We start from the raw sequence: 13,505 nt of genomic DNA, 5'->3' as shown, positions 1-13,505 counted from the left end.
GGCTTGCCACGCAACGGCGAGAGGATGCCATGCGCGAAAAGGAATTGCGGCTCGCGCTCGTCTGCTACGGCGGCATCAGCCTTGCCGTCTATATGCACGGCATCACCAAGGAAATCTGGCGCTTGGCGCGCGCCAGCAAGGCGTTTCTCGAAGGTACAACCCCCGCCAAGGGCAGCCAAGGCGTGTACCGCGCGCTGCTCCAGGAGATCGAGGACGAGCACCAGCTGAAGCTGCGCGTGCTGGTCGACATCATCGCGGGAGCGAGCGCGGGCGGGATCAACGGCGTCTTCCTGGCGCAGGCCATCACCACCGGCCAGTCGCTCGAGCCGCTGACCCAGCTCTGGTTCGATTCAGCCGATGTCGAGGAGCTGCTCGATCCGGCGCAGGCGCCGGCCAGCGCCCTCTCGAAAATGTGGGCGCTCCCGATCGCCTGGGCGGCGCAGCGGCGCGCGGGTGATCCGGTCGACAGCCTGGTCGAGCCTGCGACGCGTAACGAGGTGCGCGCGAAGCTCAGCAAATTCGTCCGCTCGCGCTGGTTCGAGCCCCCCTTTGGCGGCGAGCGGTTCCTCAATCTCGTGCTCGATGCGTTCGAGGCGATGGCCGCCGCCCCGGTCGAGGCGCGGCTCTTGCCCGAGGGGCAACCGCTCGACCTGTTCGTGACCGTCACTGATTTTCACGGTCATCCCGAGCGCCTGGCGCTAAACTCGCCATGCGAGGTGATGGAGACCGAGCACCGGCTGATCTTCTCGTTCAGCGATCACGGCGAGGCGCGGCCAACGCTGGCACCGATCCCCGAGCTCGCCTTCGCCGCGCGGGCTACATCGAGCTTTCCCGGCGCCTTTCCGGCGGCGACGGTCGCCGAGCTCGACCGCGTGCTAAAGGCGCGCGACCATAGCTGGCCCGAACGCGGTGCCTTCATCACCGAGGCACTTCCCCGGCAAAGCGCGGCGGGTGCCGCCGAGCACACCCCGTTGATCGATGGGTCGGTGTTGGTCAACGCCCCCTTCGGCCCCGCGATCAGCGCCCTGCGTGAACGCCCGGCGCGGCGCCAGGTTGACCGCCGCTTCGTCTATATCGAACCCTATCCCGGCGGCAAAATGGGCCGCGCGCCGGGGCCGGAGCAATTGCCCGGCTTTTTCCAGACGATCATCGGCGCGATTTCCGAACTGCCGCGCCAGCAGCCGATCCGTGACAATCTGGAGTCGATCGCCACGCGCAGCCGCCGGATCGAGCGGCTCGCCGAAATCATCGCGCACATCCGCCCCGAGGTGGAGCGGCAGGTGGAGGGGTTGTTCGGCTACACGCTGTTCCTCGATCACCCGACCGTCCAGCGCCTCGCCAATTGGCGCCGCCGCGCGCAGACAGCGGCGGCCAGCAAGGCGGGCTATGGTTATGCCGCTTATGGTCATCTGAAGCTCGCCGGGGTGATCGAGACGCTCACCCACATGCTGTTCACGGTCGGCGGCGAGGCGAGCCAGCAGCGCTGGCACGACATTCATGCCGCGATCCAGCGCGCGGTCGATGCGCTCGGCATGGCGGAGAACCGCCCCAGCTTCACCGGCGGCACGAGCGCGGAGATGATCGCCTTCCTGCGGAACTACGATCTCGGTTTTCGCATCCGCCGCCTGCGCCTGCTCGCGCGCCGGCTGACCGAGCTGGAGGCGCAGCATGACGAGGCGACGCTCGCCCCGCTGCGCGAGGCGGTTTACGCCTCGCTCGCCACTTATCTCGACGCCAAGCGCACCGAGCCGCACGCGCATCTGCGCCGCGACGTGCGCGCTTTGCGTGGCGATGCCAGCGTGCTGCTCCAGCAGCTGGCGCGTTCGCTCAACCTCAAGACGCTCGACGACGAAACCGAGATCCGCCTGTCGGTCGCGCTCGCGAGCGCGAACAAGGAGGCGCGACGCGCGCTGCTGCTCACTTATCTCGGCTTCCCGTTCTTCGACGTGGCGACGCTGCCGCTGCTCCAGGGCGAGGGGCTCGACGAGTTCGACCCAATCAAGGTCGATCGCATCGCGCCCGACGACGCTACCTCCATTCGCGCCGGTGGCGCCGAGGCAACGCTGAAAGGCATTCAGTTCGGCGCGTTCGGCGCATTCTTCAGCCGCGCTTACCGCGAGAATGATTATCTCTGGGGTCGCCTCCACGGCGCCGAGCGGCTGATCGACATCATCGTCTCCGCGCTACCAGGCGGGATGCGGATGAAGCCCGGTCGGATCGCGCAGATCAAGCGCGCGGCGTTCCACGCCATCCTCGACGAGGAAGTTGAGCGGCTGACGAGCGTGCAGCCACTGATCGAACAGTTGCGGGCGGAAATCGGCTGAGCGCCTACTCCGCCGCTTGCGCGACCGCTTCCTTCCACACCAGCACCGGCTTGCGCGCCGCGAGCGTCTCGTCAAGCCGCGCGCGCGGGGCGAAGTGCGGTGCGCTCTTGAGCGTCGGGTCGCCCGCCTTCGCCCGCTCGGCGACCGAGCGCAAAGCCCCAATGAACTGATCGAGCGCCGCCTTGCTCTCGGTCTCGGTCGGCTCGACCAGCATCGCGCCGTGAACGACGAGCGGGAAATAGACCGTCATCGGGTGGAAACCCTCGTCAATCAGCCCCTTGGCGACATCGAGCGTCGAAAAGCCTTCCGGGAAGCCGTCGTCGCTGAACAGCGCTTCGTGCATACAGGGGCCTGAAGCGGCGAACGGCGCGTCGAGCACACCCTCAAGGTTCCGCAGCACATAATTGGCGTTGAGCACCGCGTCCTCCGCCACCTGGCGCAGGCCATCCGCGCCGTGGCTGAGAATGTAGGTCAAGGCGCGGGTGAACATGCCCATTTGCCCGTGGAACGCGGTCATGCGCCCAAAGCTGTGCGGATGGCGGTCCCCCACGCTTTCCTCTTCGACCAGCGTGATATGGCCATCGGCATAGCGCTCGGTGAAAGGCAGCGGGCCGAAAGGCGACAGGGCTTCCGACAGCACCACCGGCCCCGAACCCGGCCCACCGCCGCCATGCGGGGTGGAGAAGGTTTTATGGAGGTTGATGTGCATCGCGTCGACGCCGAGATCGCCCGGGCGCACCCGCCCGACGATCGCGTTGAAGTTAGCGCCATCGCAATAGACGTAGCCGCCGGCGGCATGGACCGCGTCTGAAATCTCCTTCAGGTCGCGCTCGAACAGGCCGCAGGTATTGGGGTTGGTGATCATCACCGCCGCCACGTCCGGCCCCAATCGCGCCTTGAGCGCGGCGGTATCGACCCGGCCCTCGGGCGTCGCCGGAATGTCTTCCACGCTATAACCGGCGAAGGCGGCGGTGGCGGGGTTGGTGCCGTGCGCCGATTCGGGCACCAGGATCACCTTGCGATGCCCCTCGCCCCGCGCTTCGAGCGCCGCGCGGATGCACAGAATGCCGCACAGTTCGCCATGCGCGCCTGCCTTCGGGCTCATCGCGACACCGTGCATCCCGGTAAGCTCGATCAGCCAAACCGCCAGTTCGTTGATCACTCCAAGCGCACCCTGCACGCTATCGACCGGCTGGAGCGGGTGGATATCAGCGAAACCGGGGAGCCGCGCCATCTTCTCGTTGAGGCGCGGATTATGCTTCATCGTGCAGCTGCCGAGCGGAAAGAGCCCCAGGTCGATCGCGTAATTCTGGCGCGAGAGGCGGGTATAGTGCCGCACCGTCTCGGGCTCGGAGAGGCCCGGCAGACCGATCGGGGCGCGGCGCTCAAGCCCGCCGAGCTTTGAAGGGGTGTCGGGAGCCTCCTCCAGATCGACGCCGCAGGTCTCGATGCTGCCAATCTCGAAGATCAGCGCTTCCTCCAGCATCAGCGCGCGGTTGCCGGTGGTGGTGGCGGCGAAGTCGGCGGGAGTCGCCGGGCGCTCGGGGCGCCAGCCGGACGGGTTCAGGGTCATGCGAGCACCTCCTCAAGCGCGGTCGCCATGGTTTCGATGTCTTCGGGCGCCGCCGTCTCGGTAACGGCGACCACCAGGCCGTGCTCCAACGCAGCCTCGCCCGGATAGAGCCGGCCGAGCGAAACGCCGGCGAGCACGCGCCGGTCGGCGAGCTGGCGCACCACCGGGCGCGCCGGCTTGGGCAGGCGCAGGGTGAATTCGTTGAAGAAGGCGTCGTTCACGAGGCTCACGCCGGGCACCCGCGCCAGCCGCTCGGCGGCCTGCACCGCCTTGGCGTGGTTGATCGCGGCGAGCTTGCGCAAGCCAGCCTCACCCATCAGTGTCAGGTGGATCGAGAAAGCCAGCGCGCACAGCCCGCTGTTGGTGCAGATGTTCGAGGTCGCCTTTTCGCGGCGGATATGCTGCTCGCGGGTCGAAAGCGTCAGCACGAAGCCGCGTTTTCCATTGGCATCCACCGTTTCGCCGCACAGCCGGCCCGGCATCTGGCGGAGATATTTTTCCTTCGCGCCGAACAGCCCGACATAGGGCCCACCGAATTGCAGCCCGACGCCGAGCGACTGGCCTTCTCCCACCACAATGTCCGCGTCCATCTCGCCCGGGCTCATGATCGCGCCGAGCGCGACCGGCTCGGTGACGACCGCGATCAGCAGCGCCTTCTTGGCGTGCGCCGCCGCCGCGATGGGCCGCAGATCGGTGATGCGCCCCAGAATATCGGGATATTGGACGACGACGCACGATGTATCGTCATCGATCGCGGCGATCAGCGCCTCGGCATCGGTCGCCGCTTCGAGCGCGGGCAGCGACGTTTCGAGCTGGTCGCCGGTGTATTTCGCCATCGTCCGCGCGACCGAGACATAATGCGGGTGCAGCCCAGCCGAGAGGATCGCCTTGCCGCGCTTCGTGATCCGCCGCGCCATGCCGATCGCCTCCCAGCAGGCAGTCGAGCCGTCATACATGCTGGCGTTCGCGACATCGGTGCCAAGCAGGCGGGCGACCTGCGTCTGGAACTCGAACAGCATCTGCAGCGTGCCCTGGGCGATTTCAGGCTGATAGGGCGTGTAGGCCGTCAAATACTCGCCGCGCTGGATCAGGTGATCGACGCTCGCCGGCACATGATGGCGATAGGCCCCGCAGCCGAGGAAAAAGGGCACCTCGCCCGCGACCAGATTCTGCGCCGCCAGCGCCTTCATGTGGCGCTCGACCGCCATTTCGCTGGCGTGGTTGGGCAAGCCGGCGATCGGGCCGGAGAGCCGCGCTTCGGCGGGCACGTCGACGAACAGATCGTCGATCGACCCCGCGCCGATGGCGGCGAGCATCGCCTGGCGGTCGGTATCGGTGAGGGGCAAGTAGCGCATCGGTTACTTTCATCTCCCCTGCCCGCGTGCGGGCGGGGGTGGGCGCGCCATGGGCGAGAAGCGCGCCGGGTTGCTTGTTATTCCAAGGGGTTGCCCACCCCTGCCCCCTCCCACTTGTGGGAGGGATTAAGGTTCACAACTTGCTGACGAACGCCTCGTAAGCCGCTTCGTCCATCAGCCCTTCCAGCTCGCCGGTGTCGGAAAGCGTTAGCTTGAAGAACCAGCCCTCACCTTCGGGGTCTTCGTTCACCAGCGCGGGTTGGTCGGCGAGCGCGGCATTGCCTTCCACCACCGTGCCGGACACCGGCGAGTAAACGTCCGACGCCGCCTTCACGCTTTCGACCACGGCGGCTTCGTCGCCTTTGCTCAAGGACTTACCCTCGTCGGGCACCTCGACGAACACGATGTCGCCCAGCTGGCCCTGGGCATAATCGGTGATCCCGACCGTCCCGATCTCGCCGTCGAGTTCGATCCATTCATGGTCTTCGGTGTAATAGCGGCTCATGGCTGGCTCCCTTCAGCGGACATAGCGGTGGGGGACGAAGGGCATCGGCGTCACCGTGCCCCAATGGACCTTGCCGCGCTGGGCAAGTTGGATGCGCGTGCCGGGCGCGGCGAGCGCGAGCGGCACATAGGCCATTGCGATCGGCGCCCCCACGCTCGGCGCGAAACCGCCCGAAGTGACGCGCCCGACCTCGCCCGCGCCCGTGTCGAGCACCGCCGCGCCCTCCCGAACCGGTTGGCGGCCCTCGATAACCAGCCCCACGCGCTGCCGGGCAGCGCCGTGCGCGCGTTCGATCGCGATCCGTTCGGCGCCGGGGAAATCCCCCGCCTCGCGCCGCCGCTTGGCAATGGCGAAACCGAGATCGGCCATGACCGGCGTGGTCGCTTCGTCCAGATCATGCCCGTAAAGCGGCAGCCCCGCCTCCAACCGCAGCGAGTCGCGCGCGCCAAGGCCGATGGGTTTGACTTCGCCCTGGTCGAGCAGCGCAGTGGCGAAGCCTTCCGCATCCTCGGCGGGCAGCGAAATCTCGAACCCGTCCTCGCCGGTATAGCCCGAGCGGCTGATCCACAGCGGCACGCCGTCGCGCTCGAAGCCGGCTGCCTGCATGAAGCGCAGCGCCGAGACGCCCGGCACCAGCCGATCGAGCGCGTCGACCGCCTTCGGCCCCTGCAGCGCGAGTAGCGCCTGCTCGCCGAGATGGTTGATCGTCACTTCCTCGGGCAGGGTTTCGAGGATATGGGCGATGTCATCCCATTTGGTCGCGCCGTTCACCACCATGTAGAACGCCGCGTCGAACGCGCTGCCCTCGGGCAGGCGGGTGACCATCAGATCGTCGAGAATCCCGCCCTCGCCATTCAGCAGCAGCGAATAGCGCATCCGGCCCGGCGCCAGGCCCCTCACATCGCCGGGCAGCACGCTCTCCAGCGCGGCGGCGACATCGACGCTGTCCGACGAGAAGAGCAATTGCCCCATATGGCTCACGTCGAACAGCCCGGCGCTTTCCCGCGTCCAGAGATGTTCGGCCATGATGCCTTCATATTGGATCGGCATGTAATAGCCGGCGAACTCGACCATCCGGGCGCCACGCGCGCGGTGCCAGCCGTCGAGCGGCAGGGATTCGATCGGCACGTCAATCAGTTCGTCGTCGCTCATGCCCGCTCCATTGGTCGCGCGGCGACGCTTCATCCCGAAACCCGCCGCGCCCCCTCTGTCACGGAAACCTGAGAGCTTTCGCCGGGCACGCCGGCTTACCCCTTCGGTGGACCCCATGATCGGGGTCGCTTTCCAGAGTCGTCTTGCCCCAGGCGGTCCGTTTGGCCTGAGAGATTCCGGGGCGGTTGCTCCTTCGGCGGCGGGACGAGTCCCGCGCTCTCCCGCGGCTGGGGCTGGCTGAAAGCCGACGCACGCGAGCCTGTGCCGCGCGCGTCCGGATGTGTCAACGCCGCACTCAGCGGGTGGCGTTATATTTCAGCTGATCGTCGGTAAGCTGGAAGCCGATCAGCGCCTCGAAGGTCGCCCGCGCGATCGCGGCGCGGATATTGGGGCGGGAAAGCGGATCGGTCGCCGCCTCCTCGCGGCCGGCCTTGCGCGGGCGGGTGATCTCGCGGCGCAGCTGGGGCGGCAGCGTCGCCGCCGAGCGCAGCACGCTCGCGCTCGCCTGGCCGGACGTCTGCGCGCGCAGCTGGCCGGCGTCGAAATGGACGTTCACCCGGCTGATCCGCTTGGAGACGACCGCCGTGCCCCCCTGCACCACGGTGATGAAATAGGGCAGCACCACGTCGCGCGCCGCGCCCGCTTCGCTGCGGCGGGCGATCACGTCGAAGGTGACCGCCGACTGGACATATTCGCCCACGTCCGAGCAGCTGTCGCGCACATTGGTGATGGTCGCGGTCACGTCGAGCGCGGCAAGGTCCGTGCTCGACGCCGGGTTGAACAGGGTGATGTCCCCCGTCCCCGCCGGCACCGCGACATTCGGGCAGGCGGTGCGGACGGCGGTGATGCCTTCCAGCGTGAACTCGCCCGTCTTGGGGGCACAGGCGGTGGCGGCGAGGGGCAGCGCGAGCAGAGCAATTCGGCGGATCAACAAAGGCACCCCTTGGCCAAAGATGGAACGGCGACTGGATCGGCGTGCCTCTCCCGGGCACGGCGATTGCGGCGCGCACCATAGGAACCGGCTTTCGCCCGCGCAAGCAATCGCGTAGAGGCATGGCCATGCTCAACACGACCCCACGGCCGCTCGACCTGCTGATCGCGGCCCCTCGCGGCTTTTGCGCCGGTGTCGACCGCGCCATCCACATCGTCGAACTCGCGATCGAGAAATATGGCGCGCCGGTCTATGTCCGGCACGAAATCGTCCACAACAAGTTCGTCGTCGACTCGCTGCGCGCCAAGGGCGCGGTGTTCGTCGAGGAGCTGGAGGAAGTGCCGGACGGCGTGCCGGTGGTGTTCTCCGCGCACGGCGTGCCGAAGTCCGTGCCCGCCGAGGCGAGCCAGCGCGGGCTTTCCTATCTCGACGCGACCTGCCCGCTCGTCTCCAAGGTTCATCGCCAGGCGGAGCGGCTGGTCGATCAGGGCAAGCACATCGTCTTTGTCGGCCACGCTGGCCATCCGGAAGTGATCGGCACGTTCGGCCAGGTGCCCGATGGCGCGATGACCTTGATCGAGACCGTGGAGGATGCCGAGGCCTTCGCCCCCAGCGACCCGACCAACCTCGCCTTCCTGACGCAGACCACATTGTCGGTGGACGATACCGCCGACATCGTCACCGTGCTCACGCGCCGCTTCCCGCAGATCAAGGCGCCGCGCGCCGACGACATTTGCTACGCCACCTCGAATCGCCAGGCGGCGGTGAAGGCGATCGCGCCGCAGGCCGATTTCATCCTGGTGATCGGCGCGACCAATTCGTCCAACTCGCTGCGCCTGGTCGAGGTCGCGGAGAAATGCGGCACGCCGGCGCGGCTGATCCAGCGTGCCGCGGACCTCGATCTCAGCTGGCTCGATGGCGTGAAGACGCTCGGCATCACCGCCGGCGCCTCCGCGCCCGAGCTGCTGGTGCGCGAGCTGCTCGATCTGCTCGGCACCCATTTCCACACCACCGAGCGCGAGGTGGAAACGACCCGCGAGACGATCGCGTTCAAGCTGCCGCGCGGGCTGGAAACGGCGGCGGCCTGAGCCAGGGTTGTTGGCCGGGCGCTACACCCTGAACGCCGCCCCGGCCTTGAGCCGGGGCCGGGCTTCTTCTTCTACCCTCGCAAGGCAGCCGAGCCCCGGCTCGATGGCCGGGGCGACGCCGTTCAGGCTTTGATCGAGGGAAGGGCGCTCAATGGCCGTCTACACCCAGGTTTCCGCCGAAGCCCTCGCCACCTTCCTCGCCGGCTATGACGTGGGCACGCTCGTGTCGGCCAAGGGCATCGCGGAAGGGGTGGAGAACAGCAATTATCTGGTCGAGACCACGCAGGGCCGCTTCATCCTGACGCTCTATGAAAAGCGGGTGCGGGCGGAGGAGCTGCCCTTCTTCCTCGCGCTTACCGATCACCTCGCCGCCAAGGGTCTGCCGGTGCCGCCCGCGATCCGGGATCGGAAGGGCGAAGCGATCCAGCAGCTGTGCGGGCGCGCGGCGTGCCTCATTACCTTCCTGCCCGGGGTCGCGCTGTCGCACCCGACGCCCGCGCAGGCCGAGGCGGCGGGCGACGTGCTCGGCGCGATGCACCGCGCGCTCGCCGATTTTTCGCTGTCGCGGCCCAACGCGATGGGCCAGCCGAGCTGGCAGGCGCTTTATGAGCGCTGCGGCGCCAGCCTGGAGACCATCGCGCCCGGCCTGCACCACGACCTTGGCGAAGCGATCGGCCAGCTCGCGACGAGCTGGGATCGCGATGGCCTCGATCGCGGGGTGATCCATGCCGATCTGTTCCCCGATAATCTGCTGATGCTGGGCGACCGGGTGACCGGGGTGATCGATTTCTACTTCGCCTGCACCGACATCCGGCTCTACGATCTGGCGGTGATGGACACGAGCTGGGCGTTCGACGCGGGCGGCACGCGCTATGATCCGGCGATCGCCGCGGCGCTGAAGCGCGGTTATGCGCGGCACTTCGCGCCGAGCGACGCCGACGATGTGGCCTTCGCCAATCTGTGCGTGGGCGCGTGCATCCGCTTCACGCTGTCGCGCACCTGGGATTGGCTGAATACGCCCGCCGACGCGCTCGTCACGCGCAAGGACCCACTCGCTTATTGGCGGCGGATCGCCACCTACGCGCCCGATCTCGCCCGCCAGCTGCCGACGCTGCGATGAGCGAGCTTCCCCAGGTCGAAATCTTCACCGACGGCGCGTGCAAGGGCAATCCCGGCCCCGGCGGCTGGGGCGCGCTGCTGCGCATGGGCGCGCACGAGAAGGAGCTTGCGGGCGGCGAGCCGAACACCACCAACAACCGCATGGAGCTGACCGCCGCGCTCCAGGGGCTGAACGCCCTCACCCGCCCCTGCCGGGTGACGCTCTACACCGACAGCCGCTATGTGATGGACGGCCTCACAAAATGGATTCACGGCTGGCAGAAGAATGGCTGGAAAACCGCCGACAAGAAGCCGGTGAAGAACGCCGATCTGTGGCAGGAACTGCTCGCCGCCGCCCGCCCGCACCGGATCGACTGGCGCTGGGTGAAGGGCCATGCCGGCCATCCCGAAAATGAACGGGTGGACAAGCTGGCGAGCGACGCCGCCAAGGCGCAGGGCCAGCCGCGCCCCTAGCCTCGCTCACGCAAATCGGCGATAGCGCTCTGGGGAGAAAGCTGATGGTCGTGCAACGTCGGGGGCGCCTTCGCGCGAGTGCGTTCAGCCGCATGGGCCTGTTCGTGCTGAGCGGCAGCCTGGGGCTGCATCTGGTGCAGCTGCTCACCCAGACCACTTTCCCGTTGCTGTTCCTCGGCAATCTGGCGGCGCTGGTGTTCCTGCGCTGGCAGGCGAGCCTGTTGCTGCGCCAGCGCGCCGATTTCGACGCGGTGATCGCCGCCGAGATGATCGTCGCGTTCGGCGTGCTCTCGCTGATCCTGGGGATCAGCACCGCGGTGATCCCGCTGTTCCTGGGCACCGCCACGCTGCGCGTCGACAGTCTGGCGGCGCTCGCCGGGCTCGCCATTCCGTTCCTCGAAGGGCTCGCGACGGCGGGGCTCGCGCCGTTCTTCGCGGTCCTGCTGCGGATCGAGGCGCATGAGGCGGGCAGCACCGAGCCCGGCGCCGAGATGACCGACCTCACGATCGCGACCCAGGATCTCGGCACCGAATTGCGCGGTACGGTGCGCGTGCTGCGCGAACTGCGCGAGCAGCTGGCCCTTGCCGCCGCGACCAGCCAGCAGCTCGGCCAGGCGATGCAGACCGAGGCCGCCAAGCTGGTGCTGATGGTCGAGCGCAGCGAAGCCAAGCTCACCGCGCTGTCCACCGCCGCCGAGCGCAGCGGCGACGAGGTCGCCCGGCTCGCGGGCGAGGCGGCGCGGCTCAACCAGGCCGCCGGCGATACCAGCGCGCTGCTGACCACGCTGGGCGACCTGATCGACTCGGTCGAACGCTTCGTGAAGCCCGCGGAGCCGGCATGAGCCGGCAACCGACGCGATCCAGTCTCGCGCTGCAAATGGGGCAGGAGACGATCTACCTGCTGCTCGCGGTCGCCTTGTTCAGCGCGATCCTGCTTGGCGGCTATCTGGTCGCGCTCGCCAACCGCCCCACCCCGCGCGAGGAACCGCCGATCATCGTGCTGCCCGAGGCGGGCGGGTTCAGCTTTCCCGCCGGGTCGGCCGCGCTGTCGCCGGCGTTCGAGGCGCGGCTCGCGCGCCAGGTCGTCCCTCGGCTGCGCGCGATCGGCAAAGCCTATGACGCGAGCGTGATCGAGGTGATCGGCCATACCGACGAGACCCCCCGCCAAGGCGGCGGGCGGCTGCCAAGCAATCTCGATCGCACGCTGGTGCCGCTCTATCTCGGCCAGGCGACCGCGGAACCCCAGGCGTCGGACAATGCCGGGCTTGGCATGGCACGCGCGGTATCGGTCGCGCGTTTCCTGCGGCTGGCTGGGCTGGCCGATTTCACCATCGTGCCCCTGTCGGCCGGCCCCTTCCTCCAGCCCGATGATAAGACGATCGCAGGCGGCGAGGCGCGCGCCGATGCCGGGCGCCGCCGGATCGAAGTAAGGCTGCGGCGCCGGCGGGAATAACCGCTGCAAGTTTCTCATTTGAAGCGATTTCCGAGCCGGCAGGTGATGCCACCTGCCCCGAAATCGCTCTAAACCAGCGCCTTCAGCACCTCGTAATGGGCGTTGAGCTCGACGAAGCGCTGGTGTGCGGCGGCGCGGGCTTCGGGATCGGCCGGGGCGAGATCGGGATGGTTGGCGCGCGCCAATATCCGAAACCGCGCGGCGAGCGTCGCCAGATCGGGCCGCGCGAAGGGCGGAAAGCCGAAGAAGCTCAGCGCGCGCTCGGCCTCGCTCTTGGCGCGCGTCGGCGCTTCGCCGTCGAGCAAGCCAAGCAGTTGCGAGAGCACGTCATTGGCCGCGCGGATGCGGCCAATCTGCGCCTCGACCTCGACATGCCGCAGCCCGGAATTGGTCAGCAACTGGCGGTGCGCGTCGGCGGTCTCCGCCTCGGCCCGCGCGCGCTTGGCGTGCTGCGGACCGTTATCCCAGATCGAGGGCCAGCGCCGCAACAGCGCCTGGTGGAGCGTGGCGCCATCGCGCAGCTCGGTATCGAGCGCGCCCATTTGCCGGCCCAATTCGTCCGCCACCTCCTGCGCGTGCGCGGCGACGTGCGCCGGCACCCCGAGCGGATCGGCGAGCCCGCCGCGCACATCGTCCAGAAACGCGCCAAGCACCGCGAGCCGGTGCGACGCCGGCCAGCGCGCTTCGAGCCGGGCGATCCGCTCGAACGTCTGCGCCACTTCCGCCGCGCCGCGCACCGCCTTGTAATCGCCCGAGCAAAGTCGTGCCTCCAGCGCCGCGGCGACCGACGGCGCGACCCGATCGAACACATGATCGATCGTGTAGAGCAGTTCGAGCACCGCATTGGCGCGGGCGATCTCGCCGCTGTCGCGCCGCCGCACCGCCGCCGGATCGAGCCCGAGCGCGCGCAGGAACGCGCTCACCCCGTTGAACGGATCGGCCTCGCCATCGACGAAGCGCCACAGCTGCCCGGGGATCGGCGCGAGGCCGACCTGATCGAACATGTCGATCGCGGCGCGGCGCTTCAGCCGCTTGACCCGCGCCTCGATCGCGACCGGCGGTGGCGCCTGGAAGGCAGGACGCGTCGCGGGGGCGATCGGCTGGGCGACGGGCGCCGCGCGGATCACGGGTGCGACGATCGACTCCTCATGCTCGTGCCCGAAGATGCCGCGCCAGCCGGGGGCGGCGGCGCCGCCCCGCACGCGCCGGGCGAACAGCCGCGCCAGCCCTTGCCACCAGCCGCCACCGACCCAGCCAAGATAGCCGCTCTGCGCCATGGTGGCGGACTCTAGCGCAGACGGGGCGCCCGCGAAACCGCTTGCGCCACCATGCCACAAACGCAACGATCGCGAGCGCAATGAGCGGGAGAGTCGCGATGAAGTTCGAACTTTATACCGACAAGGCCGGTGAATGGCGCTGGCGGCTGAAGCATAGCAACGGCAATATCCTGGCGACCACCTCGGAAGGCTATGCTTCTAAGGCGTCGGCGCTCAAGTGCATCGAAAACGTGAAGAATTCGGGCGCGGCCGAAGTGGTCGAGACCGATTAGGCC

The 13,505-nt window shown here is 68.3% G+C and carries 13 protein-coding genes and 2 riboswitches; of the genes, 7 read left to right on the top strand and 6 right to left on the bottom strand.

The features are described 5' to 3' along the window. Nucleotides 1-29: 29 nt before the first annotated feature. The gene (locus K2X73_RS10690) at nucleotides 30-2,324 is read left to right on the top strand and encodes a patatin-like protein (protein ID WP_294110700.1); all 2,295 of its coding nucleotides are present in this window, start codon (nucleotides 30-32) and stop codon (nucleotides 2,322-2,324) included. Between the two features lie 4 nt (nucleotides 2,325-2,328). Here the strand turns inward: K2X73_RS10690 and gcvPB are convergent, their stop codons facing one another. From gcvPB to K2X73_RS10665, 5 genes are all read right to left on the bottom strand, one after another. After that, on the bottom strand, nucleotides 2,329-3,897 hold the full coding sequence (gene gcvPB / locus K2X73_RS10685) for an aminomethyl-transferring glycine dehydrogenase subunit GcvPB (RefSeq protein ID WP_294110698.1): 1,569 nt from the start codon (nucleotides 3,895-3,897) through the stop codon (nucleotides 2,329-2,331). Further along, nucleotides 3,894-5,252 (bottom strand): aminomethyl-transferring glycine dehydrogenase subunit GcvPA, encoded by a 1,359-nt coding sequence (gene gcvPA / locus K2X73_RS10680; RefSeq protein WP_294110696.1) that lies wholly within the window; start codon nucleotides 5,250-5,252, stop codon nucleotides 3,894-3,896. Before gcvPA ends, gcvPB begins: the two co-directional genes overlap by 4 nt. 133 nt (nucleotides 5,253-5,385) lie before the next feature. Continuing rightward, nucleotides 5,386-5,757: a glycine cleavage system protein GcvH gene (gene gcvH, locus K2X73_RS10675; RefSeq protein WP_294110695.1), complete on the bottom strand. Its 372-nt coding sequence runs from the start codon at nucleotides 5,755-5,757 to the stop codon at nucleotides 5,386-5,388. A 12-nt stretch (nucleotides 5,758-5,769) separates the two neighbouring features. Then, nucleotides 5,770-6,909, bottom strand: a complete 1,140-nt coding sequence (gcvT, locus tag K2X73_RS10670) for a glycine cleavage system aminomethyltransferase GcvT (protein WP_294110694.1) — start codon at nucleotides 6,907-6,909, stop codon at nucleotides 5,770-5,772. A 45-nt stretch (nucleotides 6,910-6,954) separates the two neighbouring features. Then, nucleotides 6,955-7,055, bottom strand: a riboswitch (glycine riboswitch). Between the two features lie 6 nt (nucleotides 7,056-7,061). Continuing rightward, nucleotides 7,062-7,134, bottom strand: a riboswitch (glycine riboswitch). A 70-nt stretch (nucleotides 7,135-7,204) separates the two neighbouring features. Then, complete coding sequence (locus K2X73_RS10665) at nucleotides 7,205-7,849, bottom strand: hypothetical protein (protein ID WP_365980574.1); 645 nt, start codon at nucleotides 7,847-7,849, stop codon at nucleotides 7,205-7,207. 113 nt (nucleotides 7,850-7,962) lie between these two features. Here K2X73_RS10665 and ispH point away from each other — a divergent pair, with 113 nt between their 5' ends. The 5 genes from ispH (at nucleotide 7,963) to K2X73_RS10640 (ending at nucleotide 11,953) form a co-directional block, all read left to right on the top strand. Beyond that, nucleotides 7,963-8,928, top strand: a complete 966-nt coding sequence (ispH, locus tag K2X73_RS10660) for a 4-hydroxy-3-methylbut-2-enyl diphosphate reductase (RefSeq protein ID WP_294110691.1) — start codon at nucleotides 7,963-7,965, stop codon at nucleotides 8,926-8,928. 151 nt (nucleotides 8,929-9,079) lie between these two features. After that, nucleotides 9,080-10,048 (top strand): homoserine kinase, encoded by a 969-nt coding sequence (gene thrB / locus K2X73_RS10655; protein WP_294110689.1) that lies wholly within the window; start codon nucleotides 9,080-9,082, stop codon nucleotides 10,046-10,048. Next, nucleotides 10,045-10,500: a ribonuclease HI gene (rnhA, locus tag K2X73_RS10650; protein ID WP_294110688.1), complete on the top strand. Its 456-nt coding sequence runs from the start codon at nucleotides 10,045-10,047 to the stop codon at nucleotides 10,498-10,500. Before thrB ends, rnhA begins: the two co-directional genes overlap by 4 nt. A gap of 44 nt (nucleotides 10,501-10,544) precedes the next feature. Continuing rightward, complete coding sequence (locus tag K2X73_RS10645) at nucleotides 10,545-11,342, top strand: hypothetical protein (RefSeq protein WP_294110687.1); 798 nt, start codon at nucleotides 10,545-10,547, stop codon at nucleotides 11,340-11,342. Further along, on the top strand, nucleotides 11,339-11,953 hold the full coding sequence (locus K2X73_RS10640) for a hypothetical protein (RefSeq protein WP_294110686.1): 615 nt from the start codon (nucleotides 11,339-11,341) through the stop codon (nucleotides 11,951-11,953). Before K2X73_RS10645 ends, K2X73_RS10640 begins: the two co-directional genes overlap by 4 nt. A gap of 68 nt (nucleotides 11,954-12,021) precedes the next feature. On the opposite strand, the gene K2X73_RS10635 is transcribed toward K2X73_RS10640, so the two are convergent. Next, nucleotides 12,022-13,230, bottom strand: coding sequence for a J domain-containing protein (locus tag K2X73_RS10635; protein WP_294110685.1), 1,209 nt, complete (start codon nucleotides 13,228-13,230; stop codon nucleotides 12,022-12,024). A 98-nt stretch (nucleotides 13,231-13,328) separates the two neighbouring features. Here K2X73_RS10635 and K2X73_RS10630 point away from each other — a divergent pair, with 98 nt between their 5' ends. Then, nucleotides 13,329-13,502 (top strand): DUF1508 domain-containing protein, encoded by a 174-nt coding sequence (locus K2X73_RS10630; RefSeq protein ID WP_294110684.1) that lies wholly within the window; start codon nucleotides 13,329-13,331, stop codon nucleotides 13,500-13,502. The last annotated feature ends 3 nt before the right edge of the window (nucleotides 13,503-13,505 follow it).

The sequence above is a fragment of the Sphingomonas sp. genome (genome assembly GCF_019746665.1).
Classification (GTDB): domain Bacteria; phylum Pseudomonadota; class Alphaproteobacteria; order Sphingomonadales; family Sphingomonadaceae; genus Sphingomonas.
The sequence above is the reverse complement of the archived record's forward strand: the minus strand, read 5'-3'. Positions and strand labels throughout refer to the sequence as shown.

Coding starts and splice junctions, on each gene's coding strand:
- gcvPB (WP_294110698.1), bottom strand. CDS start 3,897: ATGACCCTGAACCCGTCCGGCTGGCGCCCCGAGCGCCCGGCGACTCCC.
- K2X73_RS10640 (WP_294110686.1), top strand. CDS start 11,339: ATGAGCCGGCAACCGACGCGATCCAGTCTCGCGCTGCAAATGGGGCAG.
- thrB (WP_294110689.1), top strand. CDS start 9,080: ATGGCCGTCTACACCCAGGTTTCCGCCGAAGCCCTCGCCACCTTCCTC.
- K2X73_RS10630 (WP_294110684.1), top strand. CDS start 13,329: ATGAAGTTCGAACTTTATACCGACAAGGCCGGTGAATGGCGCTGGCGG.
- K2X73_RS10635 (WP_294110685.1), bottom strand. CDS start 13,230: ATGGCGCAGAGCGGCTATCTTGGCTGGGTCGGTGGCGGCTGGTGGCAA.
- K2X73_RS10690 (WP_294110700.1), top strand. CDS start 30: ATGCGCGAAAAGGAATTGCGGCTCGCGCTCGTCTGCTACGGCGGCATC.
- rnhA (WP_294110688.1), top strand. CDS start 10,045: ATGAGCGAGCTTCCCCAGGTCGAAATCTTCACCGACGGCGCGTGCAAG.
- gcvH (WP_294110695.1), bottom strand. CDS start 5,757: ATGAGCCGCTATTACACCGAAGACCATGAATGGATCGAACTCGACGGC.
- gcvPA (WP_294110696.1), bottom strand. CDS start 5,252: ATGCGCTACTTGCCCCTCACCGATACCGACCGCCAGGCGATGCTCGCC.
- gcvT (WP_294110694.1), bottom strand. CDS start 6,909: ATGAGCGACGACGAACTGATTGACGTGCCGATCGAATCCCTGCCGCTC.
- ispH (WP_294110691.1), top strand. CDS start 7,963: ATGGCCATGCTCAACACGACCCCACGGCCGCTCGACCTGCTGATCGCG.
- K2X73_RS10645 (WP_294110687.1), top strand. CDS start 10,545: ATGGTCGTGCAACGTCGGGGGCGCCTTCGCGCGAGTGCGTTCAGCCGC.